The sequence below is a fragment of the Flavobacterium sp. genome, from assembly GCF_046073885.1.
Lineage (GTDB): Bacteria > Bacteroidota > Bacteroidia > Flavobacteriales > Flavobacteriaceae > Flavobacterium.
Window position 1 is genome coordinate 14,041 of sequence record NZ_JBJTND010000051.1, and the last position, 24,702, is coordinate 38,742.

Genomic DNA, 24,702 nt, shown 5'->3' on the forward strand with positions numbered 1-24,702 from the left:
ATTGTTATTTTTGATTGGTTATGATGGTTACTGCATCCGATAATTCGGTCCAGGTACCATTTAATTCATTTAAAAAGGTTTTCCCTAACTCTGTTAACTCATAATACTTTCTTGGTGGCCCCGAAGTGGATTCTTCCCAACGGTAATTTAGCAATCCATCATTTTTTAAACGGGTCAATAACGGATAAACCGTACCCTCCACTACGAGCAATTTGGCATTTTTTAGAGTATCCAGTATTTCTGAGGTGTAGGCTTCTTTTTCTTTTAACACCGATAAAATACAGAATTCCAAAACACCTTTCCGCATTTGAGCTTTTGTGTTTTCAATATTCATAATTTCTTTTTTTATATATTCTAATTCGCATCCTATAGTACTCGAAATCAATCCTACACTATTTAGACTATTAATTTCTTATGCAAAGATACAACCTTTAAAAAGTAGCATGCAATACAAAGTACTTAAATTTAACATATTATTAACAAATAGATGTAAATTATAATTACTTATATTTACAATAAAAAATGAACTGGAAGCTATTTAAATTGAACACCTTTATTTTCTTCAAACTACCTTCAGCCTTTTGGTGTGGTGTGCGTTTAAAAGAAATAACCTCCTCTACTTGCGTGGCCACTGTTAGGGAAAATTGGATCAATAAGAATCCTTTTCAATCCATTTATTTTGCTGTGCTAGCTATGGGTGCCGAATTAACCACAGGCGCTCTTGTACTCCAAGAAATTAGAAACAGTGGGCAAAATTGCTCCATGCTGGTACTCAATTCAAAAGCATCTTTTCATAAAAAAGCAAAAGGCACTATTCGATTCACTTGCGATACCAGCGGAAATTTGAAAGATGTCCTCCACAAAACAATAACCACAGGAGAAGGTCAAACAGTTTTGCTGAAATCTCATGGGGTTAATAAACAAGGTGATGTAGTATGTGAAATGGAATTTGAATGGAGCATCAAACTAAAAAATAAATAAACCAATTACATTCAGAAAAAATTATAAATTTGTGAAATAAACCAATATCCAACATGAAAAAAATTATCCTAATTATTATTTTAGCTCTTGCTACTTCATTTGCTTATTCTCAAAAGAAAGAAAAAATAAAAGGTTCTAAAATCGTTACTACCGAAATTAAAAAAATAGAGAGTTTCTCTACTCTTGAAGTTGATGACAATCTGGAAGTTTTCTTAGTTAAAGGAAATGAATTTGGACTTGAAATTGAAGCAGACGATAATTTACATGATGCAATTGAAGCTACCATTAGCGGATCGACGTTGCGATTATCTACCTTAAAAAATATTTCTGGTTATAAAAAATTAAGCATTCGGGTTACGTACACCAACGACTTTAAACAAGTAGTTTCTAGAAACGAATCGGTTGTTAGTGCTATTGCTAGCATCGAATTGGATGACATTACTTTCAAATGTTATGACTATTCGAAGTTGTTTTTAAATTCAAAAGCTAAAAATTTCACTTTAATCATGGACGATAAGTCGAAAGGGGAACTAAACAGCAAAGGTGAAAATGCAGTGATTAATTTGACTAAAAACGCCTCTCTAAAGTCTTTAATTTCGGCAACTAATCTAACCCTAGACTTGTATCAAAAAAGTGATGCGTTGGTGTCTGGAGATGCAGCACAGTTAAAAGTGCGATTGGACAATAATGCCTCTTTAGAAGCCAAAGAATTAACAGCCAAAAGTGCGGAGCTTACTTGTGAAGCCTATTCCACTGCGAGCTTGTTAGTACAAGGCACACTTTCTATTGATGCTTCTGGTAAATCGGAAATCAAGTTGTATGGAGATCAAAAAATTGATATGAAACGATTTGTAGATAACGCCGTACTCTACAAAAAGCCAACAAAATAAATTAAGAGACCGAGTTTTTACTCGGTTTTTTTTGTGCTTAATTCAAATAAAAAAAGTCCTTTCATAAAAATGAAAAGACTTTTGTCGGGGTGGCAGGATTATTACATGATCCTCTTGGGGCTCAATTGCAAATTAAAGCTGTGCTTTAATTTAAACAAATCCTCTCACTTTTTATGAAAGTAAACTTTAATAAAAAGTTCCACGCTTTATTTTGTCGGGGTGGCAGGATTCGAACCTGCGGCCTCCTGCTCCCAAAGCAGGCGCGATAACCGGGCTACGCTACACCCCGAAAGCGAGCGCAAATATAAAAACAATAAATCGGTTCTCAAAATGTTTTTTAGTATTAATTAAATTAATTTTAGCATCAATATTTCTAATCGCATTTTTGAGGATATATTTTAAGAAAAACTTACCTTTGCCTTTCTTAAACAATTAAGTCATGTCTGATACAATCGAAAAAACAAAATGCCTAATTATTGGCTCAGGACCAGCAGGATACACTGCTGCAATATATGCTTCAAGAGCAAACATGTATCCGGTTTTGTACCAAGGTACGCAACCTGGAGGACAATTAACCACTACCAATGAAGTAGAGAATTTTCCAGGAAATCCAGAAGGAATTACAGGACCACAAATGATGATGAACCTGCAAGAGCAAGCCGAACGCTTTGGAACCGACGTTAGAGATGGTTGGGTTACCAAAGTAGATTTTTCGGGGCCGGTACATAAAGTATGGATTAACGACGAAAAAGAAATTCATTGCGATACCATTATTATTTCTACTGGAGCTTCTGCTAAATATTTAGGTTTGGACTCCGAGCAACATTACCTAAAAATGGGTGGTGGTGTTTCTGCCTGTGCAGTATGCGATGGCTTTTTCTACCGCAACCAAGAGGTGGTAATTGTAGGTGCTGGAGACTCAGCTTGTGAAGAAGCACATTACCTATCTAAACTTTGTAAAAAAGTAACCATGTTAGTTAGAAGCGAGCAATTTAGAGCTTCTAAAATCATGGCAGAGCGTGTACGAAAAACCGAAAACATTGAAATTTTATTAAACACCGAAACCGACGAAGTATTGGGAGACGGACAAGTAGTAACTGCAGTTCGTGTGAAAAACAGAGTTTCTGGAGCAACCCATGAAATTCCTGCTACTGGATTTTTCGTAGCTATTGGACACAAACCAAACACCGACATCTTTAAAGACTTTTTAACACTAGACGAAACCGGTTATATTGTAAATGTTCCCGGTACTTCTAAAACGAATGTTCCTGGAGTATTTGTGGGTGGTGATGCTGCCGACCATGTGTACCGCCAAGCAATTACTGCTGCCGGAACGGGTTGTATGGCTGCCTTGGACGCCGAACGTTATTTAGCTAGTAAAGAATAAATACCAACTTACATAATAAAAAAGGAGCTGAAAATTCAGCTCCTTTTTATTTTAATTTAAATTAAACACAATTTTTCGCCATTGAGAGAAACGACTGTTGTGCGAGGTTTTTTTTTCTGTTTCTTTTAGATTGGTTCGATTTTTAAATATTATTTTGAAAATGTCAAACTAATTTCATTTGTTAATTAATTATCAAATCTAAATGTCCAGGAGAGGTTTCTGTTGAAAAGAGTTTTTGCATTTGATCTTTTCTGCATTGAAGAATTAATGTGTTTTCCGAATAAATTTCTATTTCTTTTATATTGTAAAAATCAGGTTTAGTATGCATTTTCCCATCAAGGTCGTATGATTCTGAAGACATAATCTCGACTTCGTAATCTTTAGGATTTTCTTTGTCAAATAAATAACCTTTTCCTAAATATTCTTTTCGTTTTTTTTCAACTGCTTCAACATCAATTTTTACTTTGACAATTATTTTGTTTTTTGAATTATTTACTATAGATGAAATATACATTTTTTCGCAAGAAATTAGAGAAAATAATGCAAATATTAGGATAGCATTTTTAATAATATTCATAGAATAATTTTTTTCGTTTTCTTTTGTGAAATCTCGCACAACGTTCCGCGGCTTAGCGCAGTTGCGGCAACTTTATAGCTAATTGAAAAAATATACAATTTTCAGTTTGCTTCCAGAAATTAGGCGGCGTATTTTTATCAAATATATACATTATTTTAATTATTCAGTATCATTTCATACTCCTACTTTCACAAAAGACCATTACTTTCTAGCCCCGATAGGAATGAAAACAAAAAATGTCCCGAGGGTTTCGGGACATTTTTTTGTTGTAAGGTATAGCGGGAAAGACGTTTACTGATAATGCGCAAACGATTCGCTTCTAATCATTCATAGAAATCAAAAATTCATCGTTGTTTCTCGTCTTTTTGATTTTGTCGTTAATGGTATCCATAGCTTCCACTGGGTTCATATCGGCTAGGAATTTTCTTAAAATCCACATGCGTTGCAGTGTTTTTTCGTCTAATAACAAGTCGTCTCTACGGGTACTTGAAGAAGTTAAGTCGATGGCAGGGAAGATTCTACGGTTGGCAATCTTACGATCCAATTGCAGCTCCATGTTTCCGGTTCCTTTAAATTCTTCAAAGATCACCTCGTCCATTTTAGATCCGGTTTCGGTTAATGCCGTTGCGATAATACTTAGCGAACCTCCGTTTTCTACATTACGAGCCGCTCCAAAGAAACGTTTTGGTTTTTGTAAGGCATTGGCATCTACTCCCCCACTCAACACCTTACCAGATGCCGGTTGCACGGTATTGTAGGCTCTGGCCAAACGGGTAATCGAATCCAACAGAATTACTACATCGTGACCACATTCTACCAAACGTTTTGATTTTTCTAAAACAATATTTGCAATTTTAACGTGCTCTTGAGGCTCTCTATCAAAGGTAGATGCAATTACCTCTCCACGCACGCTGCGTTGCATATCGGTTACCTCCTCTGGACGCTCGTCAATAAGCAATACAATTAAATATACTTCGGGATGATTGGCAGCAATAGCATTGGCAATATCCTTAAGCAACATGGTTTTACCGGTTTTAGGTTGCGCCACAATCATTCCACGTTGTCCTTTACCAATTGGTGAGAACAAATCGATTACGCGGGTAGAAACACTCGCTTGCTTATCGGCAATATTGAATTTTTCTTTTGGGAAAATCGGAGTTAAATGTTCAAACGAAACGCGATCACGAACTACTTGCGGATCGTGTCCGTTAATTTTTAAAACTTTTACCAAAGGAAAGAAGTTCTCTCCTTCTTTTGGGGGGCGCACTACTCCTTTTACGGTATCTCCGGTTTTTAATCCGAATAAACGAATTTGAGAAGTAGACAAATAAATATCATCAGGCGAAGCCAAATAGTTGTAATCGGAAGAACGTAAAAATCCGTATCCGTCGGGCATCATTTCAAGAACGCCTTCACTTTCTATAATTCCGTCAAACTCATAATCGGAATCTCTAAAATTTGGGCTTTTTTTAGCTTTAAAATTCGGATTTTGATTCGGGTTTTGGTTCGGATTCTGATTTGGATTTTTATGCTTTTGATTCGGATTGAAAGGCTTTGCAGGAGTTTCTGCTGTGGCATCTGTTTCTTCGGATGCTTTTTCTTCGGTAACTGCTTCGGTATTTTGTCCTTCGGTAGCAGGCGAATTTTGTTTTACAAATTTTGGATTCTTTTGGAAACGCTCGTTTTTTGTTGGGGCTTCTGCATCGGCTGTTGGTGCATTTGCTGGAGTTTCTGTGAATAAATCGGCAGAATTGGCTTCAGGATTAGCAGTACCTGCTGGCGAAATTCGAGCTCTTTTTACCTTTTCTTCTTTTACAGGAGCCGAGCTGCTTGCGTCTGCTTGTTTTGAAGTTGCTTCTTGATGTACAAGAATTTGCTCAATTAAAACTTCTTTTTTAACTCCGTTAAATTTTATGGTTTTTGCCAATTTGGCAATTTCTTGAAGTTCGGACAACTTCATTCCTTTTAATGCAGAACTATCAAACATAAATGTTTATTAAATATATTTTTTTGGGAAATAAGTGACAATACAATGATGTGCGGTAAATTTTTTTGATGTAAACATCCGTGTTTTTGAAGTACTTACGGATTTGTAGTGCAATAATACGAATAAATTTCTTTCGAGCAATAGTTTTTTAGAAAAAGAAAATATATTTTTGCTACACAATTTAGTAATTATGTTACAACGAATTCAAACCATTTATTTAGCGGTTGTATTTATTTTAGCTGGAGTGCTTCCTTTTGTTTTTCCATTATGGAAAACCAATGAAGGCAAGGATTTCTACTTTATGCAAGCCATGGGTTATCAAATACTTTTTGGTTTGAGTACTACCCTAGCCTTGATTAGCATCATTACCTTTAAAAAAAGACAACAACAATTTGTGTACAACAGATTGAATATGATATTAAATTTAATTTTATTAGGATTGTTTGTTTATCGTTCCCTAAATTTATCCGGAGGAACTCCTACAGTTTCAGAGAAGGGTATTGGGATGTTTCTACCTATCTTATCTATCGTTTTTTTAGTTTTGGCCAACAAAGCTATTCAGAAGGATGAAGATCTCGTAAAATCTGTGGACCGATTGAGATAAACCTATAAACTTAGTTTATTAGTGCGAAGAAAATCCCTTACGAAAGTTTGGGATTTTTTTGTTCATATTTACTTCTTCCCTATTTCGATGACTTCTAAATTTTGAATTTTATCGCCATCAATTTCAAATCGAAGCATGGTTCGTATTTGATGAAAACCAGAAACTCCAGCTGCGCCTGGATTCATGTGCAGTAAATTATGTGACTTATCAAATTGCACTTTTAATATATGTGAATGTCCGCAAATGAACAATTGAGGCGGATTATTGCGGAGTTCCTCACGAACGGCTTGGTTGTATTTTCCGGGATAACCGCCAATATGAGTTATCCATACCGCTACTCCTTCACACAAAAAACGATTGTTCAACGGAAATTCCATGCGAGCTTTATCGTCATCGATGTTTCCGTAAACCGCTCGTAATGGTTTACTATTTTTTATGGTATCGGTGACAACCAAACTCCCAATATCACCGGCATGCCATACTTCATCGGCCTGCTGCACATACTTCAATATCGTATCGTCTATATGACTGTGGGTATCGGAAAGTAAGAGGATTTTTTTCAAATTTAAGGTGCTAAGTTTTGAGATACTCCGACTCTGAGTTTTTTTTACTACTAAATTTAAGATTGTAAATATAGTAAATGAAATTATGATAAGTTTAAACATCCAATTTAAAAACCTTTGTACCTTTGCAACTTTGAACCGGATAACTCAAAATGAGATACTTAATAGAATTTGCATACAAAGGAACCAATTACCACGGCTGGCAATACCAGCCTAATGCAACTTCGGTACAAGAAACTTTAAACAAAGCCTTAGCAACGATTTTTAAAACCGAAATTGATTTGATTGGAGCCGGCAGAACCGACACCGGAGTTCATGCCAAACAAATGTTTGCTCATTTTGATTTGGATCATGAAATTGATGTTCCGCATGCCATTCATAAACTCAATTCGTTTTTACCTTCAGATATTGCAATTGCAGCCATACACAAAGTTGCCGATGACAATCATGCGCGTTTTGATGCTACCAAACGCACCTATGAATACCACATTCATACCACAAAAGATGCTTTCATAAATGAAGATTCTTGGTATTACCATAATTCTTTAAATATTGAATTGATGAACGCCGCTTGCATAATGCTTCTTAATCATACCGATTTTGAGTGTTTTTCAAAAGTACACACCGATGTAAATACTTTTAATTGCAAAATTTCGGAGGCCTATTGGCAGCAAAAAGGCACCAAAATACTATTTACTATTTCTGCCGATCGTTTTCTTCGAAATATGGTGCGCGCAATTGTGGGAACGATGGTGAATATAGGTTTAGAAAAAGTATCTTTGCAGGAATTTAATGAGATAATTGAAAGTAAAGACCGTAGCAAAGCCGGATTTTCGGTTCCAGCCCACGGATTGTACCTTACCAAAGTGGAATATCCTTATTTATAATGGATAAACAACCTAACTAAATGAAAGCAAAAGCATTCGACATAAAATTATTCAAACGCATTTTAAAATACACGAAGCCGTATCAATTTAGGTTTCGAGGTGTAATTATCTTTGCAATATTTCTTTCGTTATTTGCAGCGCTGCGTCCGTTATTTCTTCAAATAACCGTTGACACCTTTATTAAACCCGGAAATAAATCGGGTTTGTTGCTGTATGCTGTGATCATGGGAATTGCGTTATTACTTGAAGGATTATCACAATATTATTTTGTTTATTGGGCCAACTGGCTCGGACAAGATATTGTAAAAGATATTCGAACCAAACTATTTCAGCACTTACTAACCTTTAGAATGAAATATTTTGATACAGCACCTGTTGGGCAATTGGTTACAAGATCGGTATCAGATATTGAACAAATAGCACGTATCTTTAGTCAAGGGTTATTCATGATTATGAGTGATTTAATGAAGATGTTGGTGTGCCTAGTGGTTATGTTTTATATGAATTGGCACCTCACCGTTATTGTCATTTTAGCCATGCCTATTTTGGTTTACATAACTCGAATTTTCCAGAGAAAAATGCAAGCAGCATTTGAAGAAGTAAGAACACAAGTAGCTAATTTAAATACCTTCGTGCAAGAGCGCGTTACTGGAATGAAAATTGTTCAGTTGTTTAACAGAGAAAAAATAGAATACGAAAAGTTTAAAGAAATAAATCAGAAGCACAATGTGGCTTGGATTAAAACGATTCTATATAACTCCATTTTCTTTCCAATTGCCGATATTATTTCCTCTATAACATTGGGTGTTATTGTGCTTTATGGTGGATTTCAGATACTAAATGGAAATCCGTTTACAACCCTTGGACAAATGACCGCATATACGATGTTTATTGGGATGTTATTTAATCCGCTTCGCCAAATTGCAGATAAATTCAATGAAATGCAAATGGGAATGATTTCTGCAAATCGCGTTTTTGATATTTTGGATACCAATGAAGAAACCCAAGAAAACGGAACCGAAATCGCCAAACATTTCAAAGGAAATATTGTCTTTGATCAAGTTCGTTTTAGTTACATAAAAGACGAAGAAGTGCTAAAAGGCATTTCATTTGAAGTGAAAGAAGGGCAAACCATTGCAATTGTTGGAGCAACAGGTGCAGGAAAATCAACGATTATCAATTTGTTAAATCGCTTCTACGAAATTAATTCGGGAGAAATTTACATTGATTCTAAAAACATCAATTCTTTTACACTTGAGAGTTTGCGAAGTCAAATTGGGGTGGTTTTACAAGATGTATTTTTATTTGCCGATACCATATTTAACAACATTACTCTAAATAATCCGGCGATATCGAAAGACGATGTTATTGCTGCCGCAAAAAAAATTGGCGTTCACGAATTTATTATGAGTTTGCCGGAAGGCTATGATTATAATGTCAAAGAACGCGGGGTAATGCTTTCCTCTGGGCAACGCCAATTGATTGCTTTCCTTAGAGCTTATGTAAGCAATCCGAGTATCTTAATTCTAGATGAGGCAACTTCTTCTATTGATACTTATTCGGAAGAATTAATTCAAAAAGCTACTGAAACCATTACGCAAGGCCGAACTTCAATTGTTATTGCCCACCGATTGGCAACTATATTAAAAGCCGAAACCATAATCGTAATGGATAAAGGAGAAATTGTTGAGTCGGGTTCTCATAATCAATTGATTAACAAAGAAAATGGATTTTATAAAAAACTTTATGACTCCCAATTTTCTGCTTCGGTTTAGAACTTAATTATTTATTAACTTAAGTAGGTTGTAATAGCTTAAATAATTAACTTTTTTTTCTAAATTTGCATTCAAATTCAGATATTGAAATTACAAAATGACAGGAGCGAAAGCAACTGCATTTTATTCCATAAATAAATAAAAATTTTAACATGAAATACGATATTATTGTTTTAGGAAGTGGACCTGGAGGATATGTAACTGCTATCCGTGCTTCACAATTGGGTTTTAAAGTTGCCGTTATTGAAAAAGAAAACTTAGGTGGAATTTGCCTTAACTGGGGATGTATTCCAACCAAAGCGCTTTTAAAATCGGCTCAAGTTTTTGATTACCTAAAACATGCTTCTGATTATGGATTAACCATTAAAGAATTTGATAAAGACTTTTCTGAAGTTGTAAAACGTTCAAGAGATGTAGCTGATGGAATGAGCAAAGGAGTTCAATTCTTAATGAAGAAAAATAAAATCGATGTTATTGATGGTTTTGGTAAAATCAAAGCCGGTAAAAAAGTGGATGTAACTGCTGCAGACGGTAAAGTAACCGAATTCAGCGCAGATCATATTATCATTGCAACTGGTGCTCGTTCAAGAGAATTACCAAATCTTCCGCAGGATGGGGTAAAAGTAATTGGATACCGTCAAGCTATGACTTTACCTTCTCAACCAAAAAAATTAATTGTTGTTGGTTCGGGAGCAATCGGGATTGAGTTTGCACATTTTTACAATTCAATGGGGACTGAGGTTACTATCGTTGAATTTATGCCAAATATTGTTCCAGTTGAAGACGAGGATATCTCTAAACAAATGGAGCGTTCAATGAAAAAAGCAGGAATTAACATTATGACTAATTCTTCTGTTGAACGAATTGACACTTCAGGAAACGGAGTGAAAGCATTTGTGAAAACTGCCAAAGGCGAAGAAGTTTTAGAAGCAGATGTATTGTTATCAGCTGTTGGAATCAAAACCAACATTGAAAATATTGGTTTAGAAGAAGTTGGAATTGCAACCGACAAAGACAAAATATTAGTTAACGCATACAATCAAACTAATGTTCCTGGATATTATGCTATTGGAGATGTAACTCCGGGGCAAGCTTTAGCACACGTTGCTTCGGCTGAAGGTATCAACTGTGTTGAGAAAATTGCAGGAATGCATGTGGATCCAATTGATTACGGAAACATTCCAGGTTGTACCTATGCTACTCCAGAGATTGCTTCGGTTGGTTTAACCGAAAAACAAGCAAAAGAAAAAGGATACGAATTAAAAATTGGAAAATTCCCATTTTCTGCTTCAGGAAAAGCAAAGGCAGCAGGAGCTTCTGATGGTTTTGTTAAAGTAATTTTTGACGCTAAATACGGTGAATGGTTAGGTTGCCACATGATTGGTGCTGGTGTTACCGATATGATTGCTGAAGCAGTGGTTGCAAGAAAACTAGAAACTACAGGTCATGAAATCTTAAAAGCAATTCACCCACACCCAACAATGAGTGAGGCTGTAATGGAAGCTGTAGCCGATGCTTATGGTGAAGTGATTCACTTATAAAAAGTAGAAATACCAAATTAATAGAATCCGTTTTGTGAAAGCAAAGCGGATTTTTTTATTCAACAAAAGTTAAAACATTTTTAAAATAAATAATATTGTTCAACTTTTTGATAAAATAATTAAACAAAAAAATTAATTTTGTAAATCGTTAAATACTAGATTATGAAAAAGACAATTTTAAAATTTTTATTCTTTAGCATTAGTTGTTTATTATCTTGTCATGATACCTATTCTCAAGAAAACATAAAATTAATTGGCTTTACCTCCAATGGGCAAACTGTTGACAATTTGGTTAAATGGAATGTTGGGCAAACCGAATTCCTAGAAACTTTACCAGTTGATTATGTAGGAGTATTAATGGGGTCCTCGGTATACAATTCTAATTCAGGCGAATACTATTCAAGAGTTCTAGTGAATGAGAACGAAGAATATGTAAGCAAAATGTTGAAATACAATTCTCTAAATAATACTATTGAATTAAATCCTGTAACTAGCGTTTACAATGGCTCGGCAGAAGTAGACATGCAAAACGGATTAATCTACTCTTATGATGGTGATGTTGATAATAACATTTATTTAAATTGTTTCAATCCGTATACACAAACATCAACCAATTTAGGATACTACAATCAAAATGATATCGGAATCCTATTTCCTGATGGCAGTTGCTTTGATTCAGATAATCATATTTTTTACTTTATCACTCAAATAGAAGGTGAAAAAAAATTAATAAAATCTACCCTTAGCGAAAATGGTTTTACTTATACCGTAATTCCTTTATTGGGGCCTACTATTATTGGAAATATCGGTCTAGAATATAGTAACGAGCAAAATAAAATTCATTTATTATTTCCCGAATACAATTCGGATACCGGTACATCAACATTAAATGTAGGGGAATTAAATACAGAAACCGGAGTGATTTCGAATTTAATAAATATAGTCGAAGTGACTGGATTACAACTCTTTAATAGAACGTACGATCAAAACTCGGAGAATTTAGTATTTATAGCTATTGATTTGGAAAACCAACAACGCTTATACACCTACAATACAACTACTTACCAATTAACAAGCCAACCATTACCTCCTTTTATATTGTATGAAATTGAAGCAGATAATTTTGAGTTTGCCCAAGCCCGATTTGGTTCATTAGGAATTACCGCTACTAATTACGATCCTTATACAATTTATCCAAATCCAACAAAAGATGCCTTTGAAGTAAATTTTGATGGCATTGAAGCACAATTTGAACTTTTTGATTCTTTGGGCAGACTTGTCAAAAAAGGAAATATTCAAAATGGACAAAAGATTGATGTTGTAAATTTAAACAAAGGGATTTATTCTCTTAAATTTAATTCAATCGCGGGAAGTTCAATTAGTAAAGTAATTGTTCATTAATTATTGCTTCTATTTCTTTTAGAAAAATTCATTTTTTTTAGTTGGGATTAAAGAAATATTTCTAATTTTATCTAATTCAAGAATGTGCCATGACCGAGATAAATTTAGAAGAAGAAAACAAAGCATTAACAAGAGAATACAAGCAACTATTACGCATTAGTTATCAAACACTTACACCTGATGACAAAAAGTTAATACGCAAGGCTTTTAATGTTGCTGTAGACGCCCACAAAGACCAACGAAGAAAATCTGGGGAAGCCTATGTTTTTCATCCAATTGGAGTGGCTAAGATTGTTGCTTCCGAAATTGGTTTAGGTCCAACTGCTATTGCAGCTGCTTTGCTTCATGATGTAGTTGAAGACACTCCTATCACTCTTGAGGAAATTGAAAAGATGTTTAATCCAAAAATTGCCCAGTTAGTGGAAGGATTAACAAAAATTTCTCAGGTCAAAAAAGACATGAACATCTCCATGCAAGCGGAAAACTTCCGTAAAATGCTCTTAACGCTAAATGATGATGTTCGCGTAATCTTAATTAAAATAGCCGATCGTTTGCACAACATGCAAACTATGGATTCGATGCCCGAATACAAACAGGTAAAAATCGCATCGGAAACCTTATACATTTATGCTCCCCTTGCCCACCGATTGGGATTATACAACATCAAAACCCAATTGGAAGACTTGGGATTAAAATACACTGAACCTTCAATGTATAATGACATTGTGAGCAAAATAAAGGAAACCAAAGAAGAACAAGATGAGTACATTAAATTGGTTTCCAATGTGCTTAAAAAAACATTAAACGAAGAAGGGGTTGATTATATTATCAAAGGAAGACCGAAATCAATCTATTCAATTCGTAGAAAAATGCTTGCTCAAAATGTTACTTTTGACGAAGTCTACGACAAATTTGCTCTTCGAATCATCTATAAATCCAACCCTCACGACGAGAAATTTTTGGCTTGGAAAATATATTCAATTGTTACTGATCATTACAGACCAAGTCCGAGTAGGTTGCGCGATTGGATTTCCTCCCCAAAATCAACAGGATATGAAGCGCTTCACGTAACGGTAATGGGACCAAAAGGGAGATGGGTTGAGATTCAAATTCGAAGTGAACGAATGGATGAGATAGCTGAAAAAGGATATGCAGCGCATTACAAATACAAGCAAGGTGGCAACGAAGAAAACGGATTGGATATTTGGTTGAATTTACTAAAAGAAGCTTTAGAAAATTCAGAAACCAATGCGGTTGATTTTGTTGAAGATTTCAAAATGAACCTCTATGCCAAAGAGATATTTGTTTTTACACCGAAAGGAGAAATTAAATCTCTACCTAAAGGAGCAACTTCATTAGATTTTGCATTTAGTATCCACTCCGAAATCGGAATTAAAACCAGAGGTACAAGAGTTAACGGAAAATTAGTTCAACTTAACCACGAATTGAAAAGTGGAGATCAAATTGAGGTCATCACTTCACCTAATCAAAAACCTACCATAAACTGGCTCGAATATGTAACCACTTCAAGAGCGAAAAACAAAATTCGTAACGTTCTTAATGAGGACACCAAGAAAATTGCTGAAGAAGGAAAAGAATTACTTACACGCAAATTAAAACATTTAAAAATCACCTTAAATGAGTCGATTGTAAATGAATTAGTGAATTTTTTCAAATTAAAAACAAGCTTAGATTTATTTTATCGCGTGGGTATAGGCGCAATAGAAAACCAACAATTAAAAGATTACGCTTCCCAGAAAAGCAACACCTTAATTAACTTTTTCAAAAATAAAATTAAGCGTTCGCCAAATACCAATGTAGAGGAAATCTTCAAACCCGAATTAAGTAGCAACTATGATTTACTCGTATTTGGAAAAGAGCAGGACCGATTGGAATATAAACTTTCCAATTGTTGCAACCCAATACCTGGAGATGCAGTATTTGGATTTGTAACCATAAATGAAGGTATTAAAGTACATAAAAAAGATTGCCCAAATGCAATATCCATGCAATCCAACTATGCTTACCGCATCATGCAAGCCAAATGGATTGATTCTTCTCAACAAGAGTTTAAAGCGGTGTTAAAAATTACCGGAATGGATACCCTTGGCTTAACCAATGAGTTAACCAAAGTGATATCGAACCAAATGAACGTAAACATTCAAAGCATTTCACTTAGTGGTGAAGCGGGGATTTTTAATGGACAAGTTGCGGTAATTGTAAAAAACAATACCATCCTCAAAAAACTCATTGATAATATCAAAAAAATAGATGGAATTGAAAAAGTAACACGAGTTTATAAAAACTAAAATCGTTTATTAACAAGTAGTTTATAACTTTAAACTCTTAAATTTTAATTCTTCTAAACTAAAAATTATCTTTGCGCTACTATGACACAAATTGCCACTGACAATAGTAATAATCAGGAAATTGTAAAAAATGTTTTTACAACTTACCTTGAGTTGAAAGGCCATCGAAAAACGCCTGAACGCTATGCTATACTCCAAGAAATTTATGAAAATCGGGAGCATTTTGATATTGAAAATTTATATATCAAAATGAAAAATAAAAACTACCGTGTAAGTAGAGCTACCCTATACAATACTATCGAATTATTATTAGATTGTGGATTGGTTCGCAAACACCAATTTGGTCAAAATCAAGCACATTATGAAAAGTCGTATTTTGACAAACAACACGATCATATTATCATGACCGATACAGGCGAAGTAATTGAATTTTGTGATCCTAGAATACAAACAATCAAGCAAACCATCGAAGAGATTTTTGGTATTGAAATAACCAACCATTCACTTTATTTTTACGCTAATAAAAAACAATAAGCATTCAATTAATATTAAAATTAAACACACAACACAATGACAGTAGATTTACTACTCGGATTACAATGGGGAGATGAAGGAAAGGGAAAAATAGTTGACGTTCTTACCTCAAAATATGATATAATTGCACGTTTTCAAGGCGGACCTAACGCAGGACACACTTTGGAATTTGACGGAATTAAACACGTTTTAAGAACAATCCCTTCTGGAATTTTTCATGACAATAACATCAACGTTATTGGTAATGGAGTGGTAATTGATCCTGTAGTTTTTAAAAGTGAAATTGATGGCTTAGCTAAATTTAATTTAGATGTCAAATCAAAATTAATAATCTCTAGAAAAGCACATTTAATTCTTCCAACACACCGATTATTAGACGCTGCTTCTGAAGCTTCTAAAGGTAAAGCCAAAATTGGTTCTACTTTAAAAGGAATCGGTCCAACTTACATGGATAAAACAGGAAGAAACGGAATTCGTGTTGGAGATATTGAATTGGCAGATTTCAAAGAGCGTTACCGTTCACTAGCGGATAAGCATGAAGCAATGATTGCTTTTTACAATGTAGAACTTCAATACAACTTGGCAGAACTTGAAGCAGAATTTTTTGAAGCGATTGAAGATTTAAAAAAATTGACTTTTATTGATAGCGAAGAATATTTAGCACAAGCTCAAAAAGCTGGTAAATCAATTCTATGTGAAGGAGCTCAAGGTTCGTTGTTAGATGTTGATTTCGGAACTTATCCTTTTGTAACTTCATCAAATACTACTGCAGCAGGTGCGTGCACCGGATTAGGGATTGCTCCAAACAAAATCAAAGAAGTATTTGGAATTTTCAAAGCCTATACCACTCGTGTGGGAAGCGGCCCCTTCCCTACTGAAGATTTTGGTGAAGCGGGAGATATCATGGCCAAAGTTGGAAACGAATTTGGTTCGGTTACCGGAAGAAAAAGAAGATGTGGTTGGTTGGATCTTGTAGCCTTAAAATATGCGATTCAAGTGAATGGGGTAACTCAATTAATGATGATGAAAGGCGATGTCCTTTCTGGATTTGAAACTCTAAAAGTTTGCACCGCATACAACTATAAAGGACAAACAATCCATCATTTGCCTTATAATATTGAAGAAGAAAATGTAACTCCAATTTATACCGAGTTTAAAGGTTGGAAAGCCGATTTAACTGGAATGACAACTTTTGATGTACTCCCTAAAGAATTAAAAGAATACATCGAATTTATTGAAAAAGAAGTTGAAGTTCCTATTAAGATTGTTTCGGTAGGACCTGATAGAAAACAAACTATTGTAAGATAAAACAAAAAACTCCAAACTAAGTTTGGAGTTTTTTTATATCAATTTATTCTGTCAACACTCGATTCACTTGAACAAAGGTCCTTGCATAATACGGTTCATTTAATGAAGACACAATCACTCCAGAACCTGTAGAAGAATGTATGAATTTAATTTCTCCATCGGTCACTTCTGTAACCATACCTACATGACTTATTCGGCGGCCACCAAATGTAGCAAAGAAAATTAAATCTCCTTTTTGAGCTTGAACTCTATTTATTTTAACTCCATATCCCGCCATCTCATATGAGGATCTAGGTAGCGTCATGTCAATATTTTGAAAAGTAGAAAACATCAAACCAGAACAATCATAGCCGGCACTTGTAGAACCACCGCTTCGGTATCGTGTACCCAAATGTTCCGAAGCTTTTTTAATTAGAAACTCCGCTTTTTCACTATTACCAGCTGGAATATCTTTGATTTCTACATCATCTACTGGAATTGGTGCAATTTCGATAGGCTTTGTGTTATTGCTAACTACTCCCTTCTTAATGATTAATAAATAATCAACTGGAAGTCCGTTTTCAATACCTGGATTTAATTTTTCTAAATCAGAAACTGTAACTCCATAAGTTTTAGCAATACGATATAGGGTTTCTTTTGGTAAGACTTTATGAATTAAATCCCCGTTAGTTTCAGTTGCAACATTAACTTCAGTCTTGCTTGGCTCTGTTGTTGTAGCTAATTCTGTAGTATATTCTGGATTAGTAATTTTTAATTTTTGTCCTTTTTTTAAATTTTCAGTTTTTAATATTGGATTCAGTTCGCAAATGGCTTCCATTGTAATACCGTATTTTTTTGAAATACTGTACAACGTCTCTTTAACGAGAACCAAATGAGTTAAAAATTGTTCCTTGGCTTTATCCGTGTTTTTGGTTTTGTCTTCAATTGGTGTTTCCGAAATTATTTTGTTTTCCTTATTTTTTTCAGGAATCAATTTTTCTTTCTTTTCCTTTTTAGAAGGTTTTTCTTTTTCTTTATATTTCTTATTCGGAATTCGAAGTACTTGATCTAATTGAAGTAAGGCGCCTTTTGTCTTAGGATTTAGCTCATAAATATCTTTCTCGCTTACATCGTATTTAATAGCCAAACCCAAAATGGTTTCACCTTTAGCTATTTTATGCTTGATTACTTTTTGTGAAAAAGCATTGATAGAAAAGAAAAAAGTTAGAACAAGTATTAAATGGATTTTTTTCATAATTTGGTATTTACTCAGAGTGCGAATTGCACTTTTTAAGGGCATGCAATTTACAAAAAAATAGGCGTTAGAAAACCGCTTTAACTTTATTTTAAATTAAGTTGAAAATGACTTATTTTTGTTAAATAAAATTATTTTTCTGAATGAAGAAAAGGATTGCTGTCATATTCTTATTAATTAACTCCCTATCAATTTTTGGTCAAAGTACTATTGATGAATTGAGAGAATGCTCGCTTCAAAAATTTTATATAAATGATTTTAAAGGGGCAATTGAATGCCTAGATAAAATAATTCTAATAAATCAGAATGATTCAACAGCATACAACAATCGAGGTTTACTAAAAGAACAACTTAAAGATTATCATGGTGCTATTGCAGATTACAGCTCTCAAATAAAAATTGATCCCACTTTTGCTGACAGCTATTTTTTTAGAGCCATGGCAAATGATAAAATTAAGAATCTACAAAGTGCAATTTTAGATTACAATAAAACAGTATTGTACGAGCCAAAAAATTCGGATGCCTATTATTTTAGAGGAAAAGATAAATTCAAATTAAAACACAATGCAGAGGCACTAAAAGACTATAAAAAGGCATTAGAAAAAAGAAGTGATAATTATTCTGTTTATGCGGATATTGGGTTAATTAAGGCTCAGAACAAAAATTTCAAATTAGCACTCCACTATTGCAATCAAACATTAAAATATGACAAAAGGTGCGATAAGGCCTATTTTTACAAAGGATGGATTTTAGCCAATCAAAAGAACTATTATAAGGCAATTAAGGAATTTGAAAAAATATTAAATTACAATCCGAGTTTAGATCAGGAGGATTTATACTATGGGAATTTAAAACAGAATTTTAAAGCTTTCAAATCAGCTTTATTAAAATACAATAACGAACAAATTACATCCAAAACAGACAGTACTTTTTATAAAAAAGGATTATTGAATTTATATTTGAAAGACTATCATAATTCAATACTATTTTTTAACAAAGCACTAGAATTAAATCCAAAACTGGCAGTAGCTTATTTATATCGAGGTCAGGCCTATGGAAAAATAAATCGTTCTAAAAAAAGCATTTCAGATTATAAAACCTATATCGAAATAGATAAAAAATAAAGCTAATACCAACTATTTCTAACTTTATAATATAAACTTGGTCTAAAAGACATTACGTCTATAAAACAATAATTGTACCTACTAATTATGCAAAATAAAATCAACTTCATTCTTCTGCTTTTTCTTATTTCGTATTCGGGTATATCGCAAAAAGAATTAATGTTTGTTGAAGGGTTTGCTCAAGGAACAACCTACCATATAACCTATTTGGATACTAACGAGCGCTTTTTTAAAAAAGAAATCGATAGTATTTTACATGATTTTGATTTATCGGTTTCCACATACAATCCAAATTCAATTATTTCAAAAATAAATTCCAATCAAGAAAATGTTGAATTAGACAATTACTTCGTCACCTGTTTTAATAAAGCCAAAGAAATATATAAAACTACTAAAGGAGCTTTTGATCCAACAGTATATCCTTTAGTTAATGCTTGGGGATTTGGACCAGGTAAAAAGGAAAAAATAGATTCCAAGAAAATAGATAGTATCCTTCGATTTGTTGGGTTTGACTTAATAAAAATAAAATCAAATAGAATAATAAAAAAAGACCCTAGGGTTTGTTTGGATTTTAATGCTTTTGCACAAGGTTACTCAGTTGATGTGATAGCCGAATTTTTAAACTCAAAAGGAATTACTTCCTATATTGTAGAAATTGGCGGAGAAGTTTATGTAAAAGGAAAAATGTTGGATGGATCGAATTGGATTATTGCAATTGAAAAACCAATCGACAATAAAGCAGCAGAAAATCCAGCGCTTATTACAATTAATTTAGATGGATTCGCAATTGCAACTTCGGGAAATTATAGAAAATACAGCATTGAAAATGGTGTAAAATACGCCCATCATATTGATCCAAAAACCGGATATCCTGCAAAAAATAATTTATTAAGCGTTTCTGTAGTTTCAAAAAAATGTATCACTTCAGATGCAAATGCAACGGGAATCTTGGTTATGGGGCTAGAAAAAGCCAAGAAATTCCTAAAAAAACACACAGAATTAGATGCTTTACTAATCTATTCAGATGATACGGGTAACTATCAATATTATGAAACTCCCAACTTTAACTTATTTCGAAAAAAAGAATAAAAAAAGCATCCATGAAGGATGCTTTTTTTTATTCTAAAAGTATTGAAGTTTATTTTTCCAATACAACTTTGTAACTAGAAGATCCTTTATCGTCAGAAACATTAATGAAATAAACTCCATCCGTATAACTTGACAAATCAATTGATTTATTAGTATCAATAATCGAGTTTTCTATATTTTCTTCATAGATAATTGCACCTAATGTATTTACAACAGTGATGTTTTTCACTTGAGATTTGATATCCAAATTGAAAATTCCTTTTGAAGGATTAGGGTATACAACTACATCTGGTCCTTTTGTAAAAGAATCATTTGCAAGAGCTGGAGTCCAAGTTAAAGCGATACCTGTAAAGTTAGTATCCGCTGTTACATCTGTTGTATTTGTATAAAGAGTAGCTCCCTTTACAAATGGAAAATATCTTGTTGCAGTAGCCGTTCCGTGACCCCAAGTTTCTTGAACGCAAACTCTATAATTACCATCAGCAAGCAAAGTGGTTCCTGCAGCATTTGTACCATCCCAAGTAACTGTTCTAGCAGTAAATGTAGTTTGAGTTGCTCCCGTTGTAGCTCCTGTTGTACTTGATCCAGACTTTGTAACCCATGTTGGTAAATGATCATTAGTTCCTGTAGCCCAATAACGTAATTTTGTTCTTACATAAGTAGATGTCCCAACTGTAGTTCCTGCACCACAAGTCGCACAACTTTCAATCCATACAGCTAAAACATATCTCCCATCTGTAACATAATTACCTGTAGTATGTTTAGGTGTAGTAAAAACAAAAGACATAGTTCCAGCTGTTTGTGCATTTAAAGTAGCTGAACATATCAAAAGGGCTAATACTATAGATTTATAGATTTTTTTCATAGTCTTAATAAATATTATTGTTTATTTTCTAATTCTAATTTAACAGAGATCTTAGCGGTTTCTGCAAGAGTTTTCTTAGCCATGGCTGGTACTTCCAATTTGTAATCATTTAATTTAACTACAAAAGTTCCAGAAATTGAAGTTTTAGCACCTGCAGAAACTGACATTTTAGTTTTCACTTTATTGGCAACACCATGAATGGTTAATTCTCCTTCTACTTCATATGAACCTGATTTACCATCATACCCAACTACTTTACCTTTAAAACTAGTTTTAGGAAATTTATCACTTTCCATATAGTTTTCATTGTAATGCTCTTCCATTAATGGAGACTTGAATTTAAAAGATTTTACTAAGCCTTGAACTACAAGATCACCTGTTGCCTTATCAAAGATTGATGAAACCGTATTATTAACTGCTACAACTGGATCCATTGCACCTGGAACTGTAGCATCAAATTTTATTTCTCCTGAACGTGTCATCATTTTTTGAGAAAATCCAACCGCAGCAAAAGCTAAACAAATTAAGGTTAAACCTATTTTTTTCATATCGTTATGATTTTAATTTTCTGGATATCCGTTGTTTATCCAATTTTTAATTGTGTTGATACTACCATTTGATAATGGCGCATCACTTTTAGGCATTCTATCTGAAGTACAAGAACTAGATAATAAACTACACAACAAGCTAGAACTAGTAGTTCCGTTTTGTGCATCTACTACACTTTGATAGGTATCTAAATCTGGATAATTACCTTGACCATTTTGTGAATGACAATTTACACATTTTGCATCCATTATTGGCTTAATATTTTTTGTGTAAGTTGGATTGGTTACAATGCCTTCCAAATCTTGTTGTGTTCTTGAGTCGCATGAAATAAACAATGCAACACCTAACATCAATACTATAATTAATTTTATACTTTTCATATCTTATTTATATTAAAAAACTCTATACATGTTAAATCCGAAGAAAATTCCTTTTCCTTGAGTGATACCTGATGCAGTTGTATAATAAGCCACATCATTCATTGTTTGACTATTAGACAATACCAATTGGAACACGTGCCCACCAGTTTCAATATCCAACCCTAAAGTAATTGGATTATGATAAGTGTAATCATAAGCTTCTGGCAAGTTCAATCTAGCTGCATAATCTAAATTTAAACTTAATCTTTTAGACAATTTACATCTAGCTCCAGCACCTAATAAATAAGTGTTTTTTTGCTCAGTAAGCTCATCATATAAATTTTTGTGAACTAATATTGGATTTACCAATACCGATAGAGAATTATTTATTTTTTTTGATACAATCAATTGCGTTGTATAAGCTAATTTATCGCTAAATTTCAAATCTGGATATAAATCAGTTTTCAAATCACTTCTAATATCCATAGTATTATAACCTACAATAGTGAATGGGAATCCACCATCTTCTTGATTTGCTAATTTATATTTAGCTGCAAATTCAAAAGTTTTTTGATAGGTTTGTCTAGAAACCCCAAGAGAAAGCCAATTTGCAACTCCATAAATTCCAGCTAATTTAGTGTAAGCGGCATCCAAACCAAAAAAGTTGTTTGCTCCATTTGTTAAATCTCCAAAACGGTGCGATACCAAAAAGTAAAATTCACCTTTTGCAGGTAATTTCGTAGATTGCATGTTAGCTACTTGCAATCCTTTAAAGGCTGCAGAGGTAATCTCTTTCTGATCTGATTTGGTTGCATTTAATTCGTTCATCAAATCATCTTGTGCATTAGCTAAGCCAAAGCATAAAAGTAAGAAAACCGAAAAGGTAATTTTAAGTAATTTCATTTTAATTTATTTATTTATTGAACATTGATCCATATTTACACTTCCCATCAAGTCATCATATCCAACAACTCGACCTTTAATCAAAACTGATTGTCCTTCTTTTAGTGAAGCATCTGCAACAGTAAAACCACAAACTACTACTTCGTCCAAAATGACTTCTTTACCATTAACTGAAGAAATAGTTCCTGAGATTACAACTGGTTTTTCAAGATATTTTTTATTTGCTTCTGTTTCTTTAGCAGTAAACTCAGCAACAAAATCTTTTGATTTCAAAGTAAATGCAGGCTCTTCCGATTGCAAATCCCTCTTACCCATATTATTAACCAAATAGTCTTTAACAATTGGCATAGTAAAATATCCGCCAACAAGTAGAACCCCAATGATTATTAATATTATTTTTATTCTTTTACTCATTATCAATTTTTTAAAATAAATTTATTAGAATTGTTTAACTATAAAATTAGTCAAAAATGTAATCAACACCAATAAACTAATGCAAATATAAACTTTACCTCTTTTTAAAAGCTCAAACTTCCTTAATTTTTTCTTAAAATCACAACAAAAGCAATCCATTGTGTCTCAAAACTTGCACAGTTTTAGAATACCAAAACAATTCAAAATCATCAAAATTAGATTCGAAATCAGTTTTAATTTCATGAATTGTTTTTAAAGAATTATCTAATATCGAAACTTTTTCAAGCAATCCAAGTAACCACTTTCCTTTTTCTTCTTCTATTGAAATTTGAAAATTTGAAATTTTAGTTTGAAAATTTAATTCCATCATCTGCCAAGAGTTTCCTTTTTTAGATTTTGTGTAAACTTCAACTTCAGGAATACCTCCTAACCATATAATTTTAGAAGAGGGCTTTATAGAAAAATCCATTTGCTTATCCAGTATAGAACTTATGTAGTTGGGAGGAATTTTAGTATTTGGAATTTTAAAATCAAACCAATCCTGCAGCGGATAATCAAAACAGATGCCGTGCATGTAATTGAATAAAGATTTTTTTAATCCGAAACTGAATTGATCATGATCAATTCCGGTTTTATCTTTAAACTGTATGTCATTATTTGCAAAAGAAATCTCATTTTGTTCTGGAATTACCCCAAACTCATCAGGATTCAATCCTACCGGAGAATACGCGGTCATCGCAAACTGATGCCAAAATCCCGATTGAATAATCCCCAATTCAAAAAGTTGACGCACCATCTCCAAACTATCAACAGTTTCCTGAATAGTTTGCGTTGGATAGCCATACATTAAATAGGCGTGAACCATTATGCCACTTTCGGTGAAATTTCTTGTCACCTGCGCCACTTGTTCTACTGTAACCCCTTTTTTAATTAAATCTAATAATCGATCCGATGCAACTTCCAATCCACCTGAAACAGCAATGCAACCCGATTCTTTAAGCAAATAGGTTAAATCGGAAGTAAAACTTTTCTCAAAACGAATGTTGGTCCACCAAGAAACAACTAATTTCCTGCGAATGATTTCCAGGGCAACTTCACGCATTAATGCCGGTGGCGCCGCTTCATCCACAAAATGGAATCCGTTTTCACCCGTTTGAGCTATTAACTCCTCCATCCTATCTACAATAGTTTTGGCGGCAATAGGCTCGTATAATTTGATGTAATCTAAAGAAACATCACAAAAAGTACATTTACCCCAGTAACATCCGTGGGCCATGGTCAACTTGTTCCATCTGCCATCACTCCACAAACTATGCATTGGATTAATTACTTCAATTGCAGATATATATTTATCTAACAATAGTCCATCATAGTCTGGCGTACCCACTTGGGCTTGTTTATAATCGGAACAACTACTATTA

At 33.6% G+C, this 24,702-nt stretch carries 24 protein-coding genes and 1 tRNA gene; 13 read left to right on the forward strand and 12 right to left on the reverse strand.

Annotated features, from left to right (window positions below; all coding sequences use genetic code 11):
• Window positions 1-4: 4 nt before the first annotated feature.
• Entirely contained in the window at window positions 5-334 is a 330-nt protein-coding gene (locus ACKOWY_RS07225) for a PadR family transcriptional regulator (RefSeq protein ID WP_408940772.1), read from the reverse strand.
• Window positions 335-522: 188 nt separating this feature from the next.
• Here ACKOWY_RS07225 and ACKOWY_RS07230 point away from each other — a divergent pair, with 188 nt between their 5' ends.
• Together ACKOWY_RS07230 and ACKOWY_RS07235 are read left to right on the forward strand one after the other, a co-directional pair.
• Complete coding sequence (locus ACKOWY_RS07230) at window positions 523-981, forward strand: DUF4442 domain-containing protein (RefSeq protein ID WP_408940773.1); 459 nt, start codon at window positions 523-525, stop codon at window positions 979-981.
• A 53-nt stretch (window positions 982-1,034) separates the two neighbouring features.
• The gene (locus ACKOWY_RS07235) at window positions 1,035-1,871 is read left to right on the forward strand and encodes a GIN domain-containing protein (protein ID WP_408940774.1); all 837 of its coding nucleotides are present in this window, start codon (window positions 1,035-1,037) and stop codon (window positions 1,869-1,871) included.
• Between the two features lie 214 nt (window positions 1,872-2,085).
• Here ACKOWY_RS07235 and ACKOWY_RS07240 read toward each other — a convergent pair.
• A tRNA-Pro gene (locus ACKOWY_RS07240) sits at window positions 2,086-2,160 on the reverse strand.
• A gap of 150 nt (window positions 2,161-2,310) precedes the next feature.
• Here ACKOWY_RS07240 and trxB point away from each other — a divergent pair.
• Window positions 2,311-3,258, forward strand: a complete 948-nt coding sequence (gene trxB, locus ACKOWY_RS07245; RefSeq protein ID WP_408940775.1) for a thioredoxin-disulfide reductase — start codon at window positions 2,311-2,313, stop codon at window positions 3,256-3,258.
• Between the two features lie 181 nt (window positions 3,259-3,439).
• On the opposite strand, the gene ACKOWY_RS07250 is transcribed toward trxB, so the two are convergent.
• On the reverse strand, window positions 3,440-3,835 hold the full coding sequence (locus ACKOWY_RS07250; RefSeq protein ID WP_408940776.1) for a hypothetical protein: 396 nt from the start codon (window positions 3,833-3,835) through the stop codon (window positions 3,440-3,442).
• A gap of 319 nt (window positions 3,836-4,154) precedes the next feature.
• Entirely contained in the window at window positions 4,155-5,822 is a 1,668-nt protein-coding gene (gene rho, locus ACKOWY_RS07255) for a transcription termination factor Rho (RefSeq protein WP_408940777.1), read from the reverse strand.
• 190 nt (window positions 5,823-6,012) lie between these two features.
• Between rho and ACKOWY_RS07260 the strand changes: the two genes are divergently transcribed.
• Window positions 6,013-6,426: a DUF4293 domain-containing protein gene (locus ACKOWY_RS07260; protein WP_408940778.1), complete on the forward strand. Its 414-nt coding sequence runs from the start codon at window positions 6,013-6,015 to the stop codon at window positions 6,424-6,426.
• A gap of 68 nt (window positions 6,427-6,494) precedes the next feature.
• Here the strand turns inward: ACKOWY_RS07260 and ACKOWY_RS07265 are convergent, their stop codons facing one another.
• Window positions 6,495-6,989 carry a metallophosphoesterase family protein gene (locus tag ACKOWY_RS07265; protein ID WP_408940779.1) on the reverse strand — a complete coding sequence of 165 codons (495 nt, stop codon included), beginning with the start codon at window positions 6,987-6,989 and terminating at the stop codon, window positions 6,495-6,497.
• A gap of 152 nt (window positions 6,990-7,141) precedes the next feature.
• On the opposite strand from ACKOWY_RS07265, the gene truA reads away from it, so the two are divergent.
• The 7 genes from truA to ACKOWY_RS07300 all read left to right on the forward strand — a co-directional run bounded on the left by truA (window position 7,142) and on the right by ACKOWY_RS07300 (window position 16,744).
• Window positions 7,142-7,876: a tRNA pseudouridine(38-40) synthase TruA gene (gene truA / locus ACKOWY_RS07270; protein ID WP_408940780.1), complete on the forward strand. Its 735-nt coding sequence runs from the start codon at window positions 7,142-7,144 to the stop codon at window positions 7,874-7,876.
• Window positions 7,877-7,896: 20 nt separating this feature from the next.
• Entirely contained in the window at window positions 7,897-9,651 is a 1,755-nt protein-coding gene (locus ACKOWY_RS07275) for an ABC transporter ATP-binding protein (RefSeq protein ID WP_408940781.1), read from the forward strand.
• A gap of 152 nt (window positions 9,652-9,803) precedes the next feature.
• On the forward strand, window positions 9,804-11,192 hold the full coding sequence (lpdA, locus tag ACKOWY_RS07280) for a dihydrolipoyl dehydrogenase (RefSeq protein WP_408940782.1): 1,389 nt from the start codon (window positions 9,804-9,806) through the stop codon (window positions 11,190-11,192).
• A 162-nt stretch (window positions 11,193-11,354) separates the two neighbouring features.
• The gene (locus tag ACKOWY_RS07285) at window positions 11,355-12,593 is read left to right on the forward strand and encodes a T9SS type A sorting domain-containing protein (protein ID WP_408940783.1); all 1,239 of its coding nucleotides are present in this window, start codon (window positions 11,355-11,357) and stop codon (window positions 12,591-12,593) included.
• 89 nt (window positions 12,594-12,682) lie between these two features.
• Window positions 12,683-14,902, forward strand: coding sequence for a RelA/SpoT family protein (locus ACKOWY_RS07290; RefSeq protein WP_408940784.1), 2,220 nt, complete (start codon window positions 12,683-12,685; stop codon window positions 14,900-14,902).
• An 81-nt stretch (window positions 14,903-14,983) separates the two neighbouring features.
• Window positions 14,984-15,436, forward strand: a complete 453-nt coding sequence (locus ACKOWY_RS07295; protein ID WP_408940785.1) for a Fur family transcriptional regulator — start codon at window positions 14,984-14,986, stop codon at window positions 15,434-15,436.
• Between the two features lie 36 nt (window positions 15,437-15,472).
• Entirely contained in the window at window positions 15,473-16,744 is a 1,272-nt protein-coding gene (locus ACKOWY_RS07300) for an adenylosuccinate synthase (RefSeq protein ID WP_408940786.1), read from the forward strand.
• A gap of 43 nt (window positions 16,745-16,787) precedes the next feature.
• Here the strand turns inward: ACKOWY_RS07300 and ACKOWY_RS07305 are convergent, their stop codons facing one another.
• Window positions 16,788-17,978, reverse strand: coding sequence for a LysM peptidoglycan-binding domain-containing protein (locus tag ACKOWY_RS07305; RefSeq protein ID WP_408940787.1), 1,191 nt, complete (start codon window positions 17,976-17,978; stop codon window positions 16,788-16,790).
• A 143-nt stretch (window positions 17,979-18,121) separates the two neighbouring features.
• Here ACKOWY_RS07305 and ACKOWY_RS07310 point away from each other — a divergent pair, with 143 nt between their 5' ends.
• Window positions 18,122-19,102, forward strand: a complete 981-nt coding sequence (locus ACKOWY_RS07310) for a tetratricopeptide repeat protein (RefSeq protein WP_408940788.1) — start codon at window positions 18,122-18,124, stop codon at window positions 19,100-19,102.
• 87 nt (window positions 19,103-19,189) lie between these two features.
• Window positions 19,190-20,191, forward strand: a complete 1,002-nt coding sequence (locus ACKOWY_RS07315; protein WP_408940789.1) for an FAD:protein FMN transferase — start codon at window positions 19,190-19,192, stop codon at window positions 20,189-20,191.
• Between the two features lie 49 nt (window positions 20,192-20,240).
• Here ACKOWY_RS07315 and ACKOWY_RS07320 read toward each other — a convergent pair whose 3' ends face one another.
• The 6 genes from ACKOWY_RS07320 to ACKOWY_RS07345 form a co-directional block, all read right to left on the reverse strand.
• Window positions 20,241-21,056 (reverse strand): T9SS type A sorting domain-containing protein, encoded by an 816-nt coding sequence (locus tag ACKOWY_RS07320; protein WP_408940790.1) that lies wholly within the window; start codon window positions 21,054-21,056, stop codon window positions 20,241-20,243.
• A 14-nt stretch (window positions 21,057-21,070) separates the two neighbouring features.
• Complete coding sequence (locus tag ACKOWY_RS07325; protein ID WP_408940791.1) at window positions 21,071-21,604, reverse strand: YceI family protein; 534 nt, start codon at window positions 21,602-21,604, stop codon at window positions 21,071-21,073.
• Between the two features lie 12 nt (window positions 21,605-21,616).
• Complete coding sequence (locus ACKOWY_RS07330) at window positions 21,617-21,985, reverse strand: hypothetical protein (RefSeq protein ID WP_408940792.1); 369 nt, start codon at window positions 21,983-21,985, stop codon at window positions 21,617-21,619.
• Window positions 21,986-21,997: 12 nt separating this feature from the next.
• The gene (locus ACKOWY_RS07335; protein ID WP_408940793.1) at window positions 21,998-22,867 is read right to left on the reverse strand and encodes a DUF5777 family beta-barrel protein; all 870 of its coding nucleotides are present in this window, start codon (window positions 22,865-22,867) and stop codon (window positions 21,998-22,000) included.
• Window positions 22,868-22,873: 6 nt separating this feature from the next.
• The gene (locus ACKOWY_RS07340) at window positions 22,874-23,281 is read right to left on the reverse strand and encodes an OB-fold protein (RefSeq protein WP_408940794.1); all 408 of its coding nucleotides are present in this window, start codon (window positions 23,279-23,281) and stop codon (window positions 22,874-22,876) included.
• A 139-nt stretch (window positions 23,282-23,420) separates the two neighbouring features.
• On the reverse strand, window positions 23,421-24,702 hold a 1,282-nt coding region (locus tag ACKOWY_RS07345), incomplete at its 5' end, for a B12-binding domain-containing radical SAM protein (protein ID WP_408940795.1).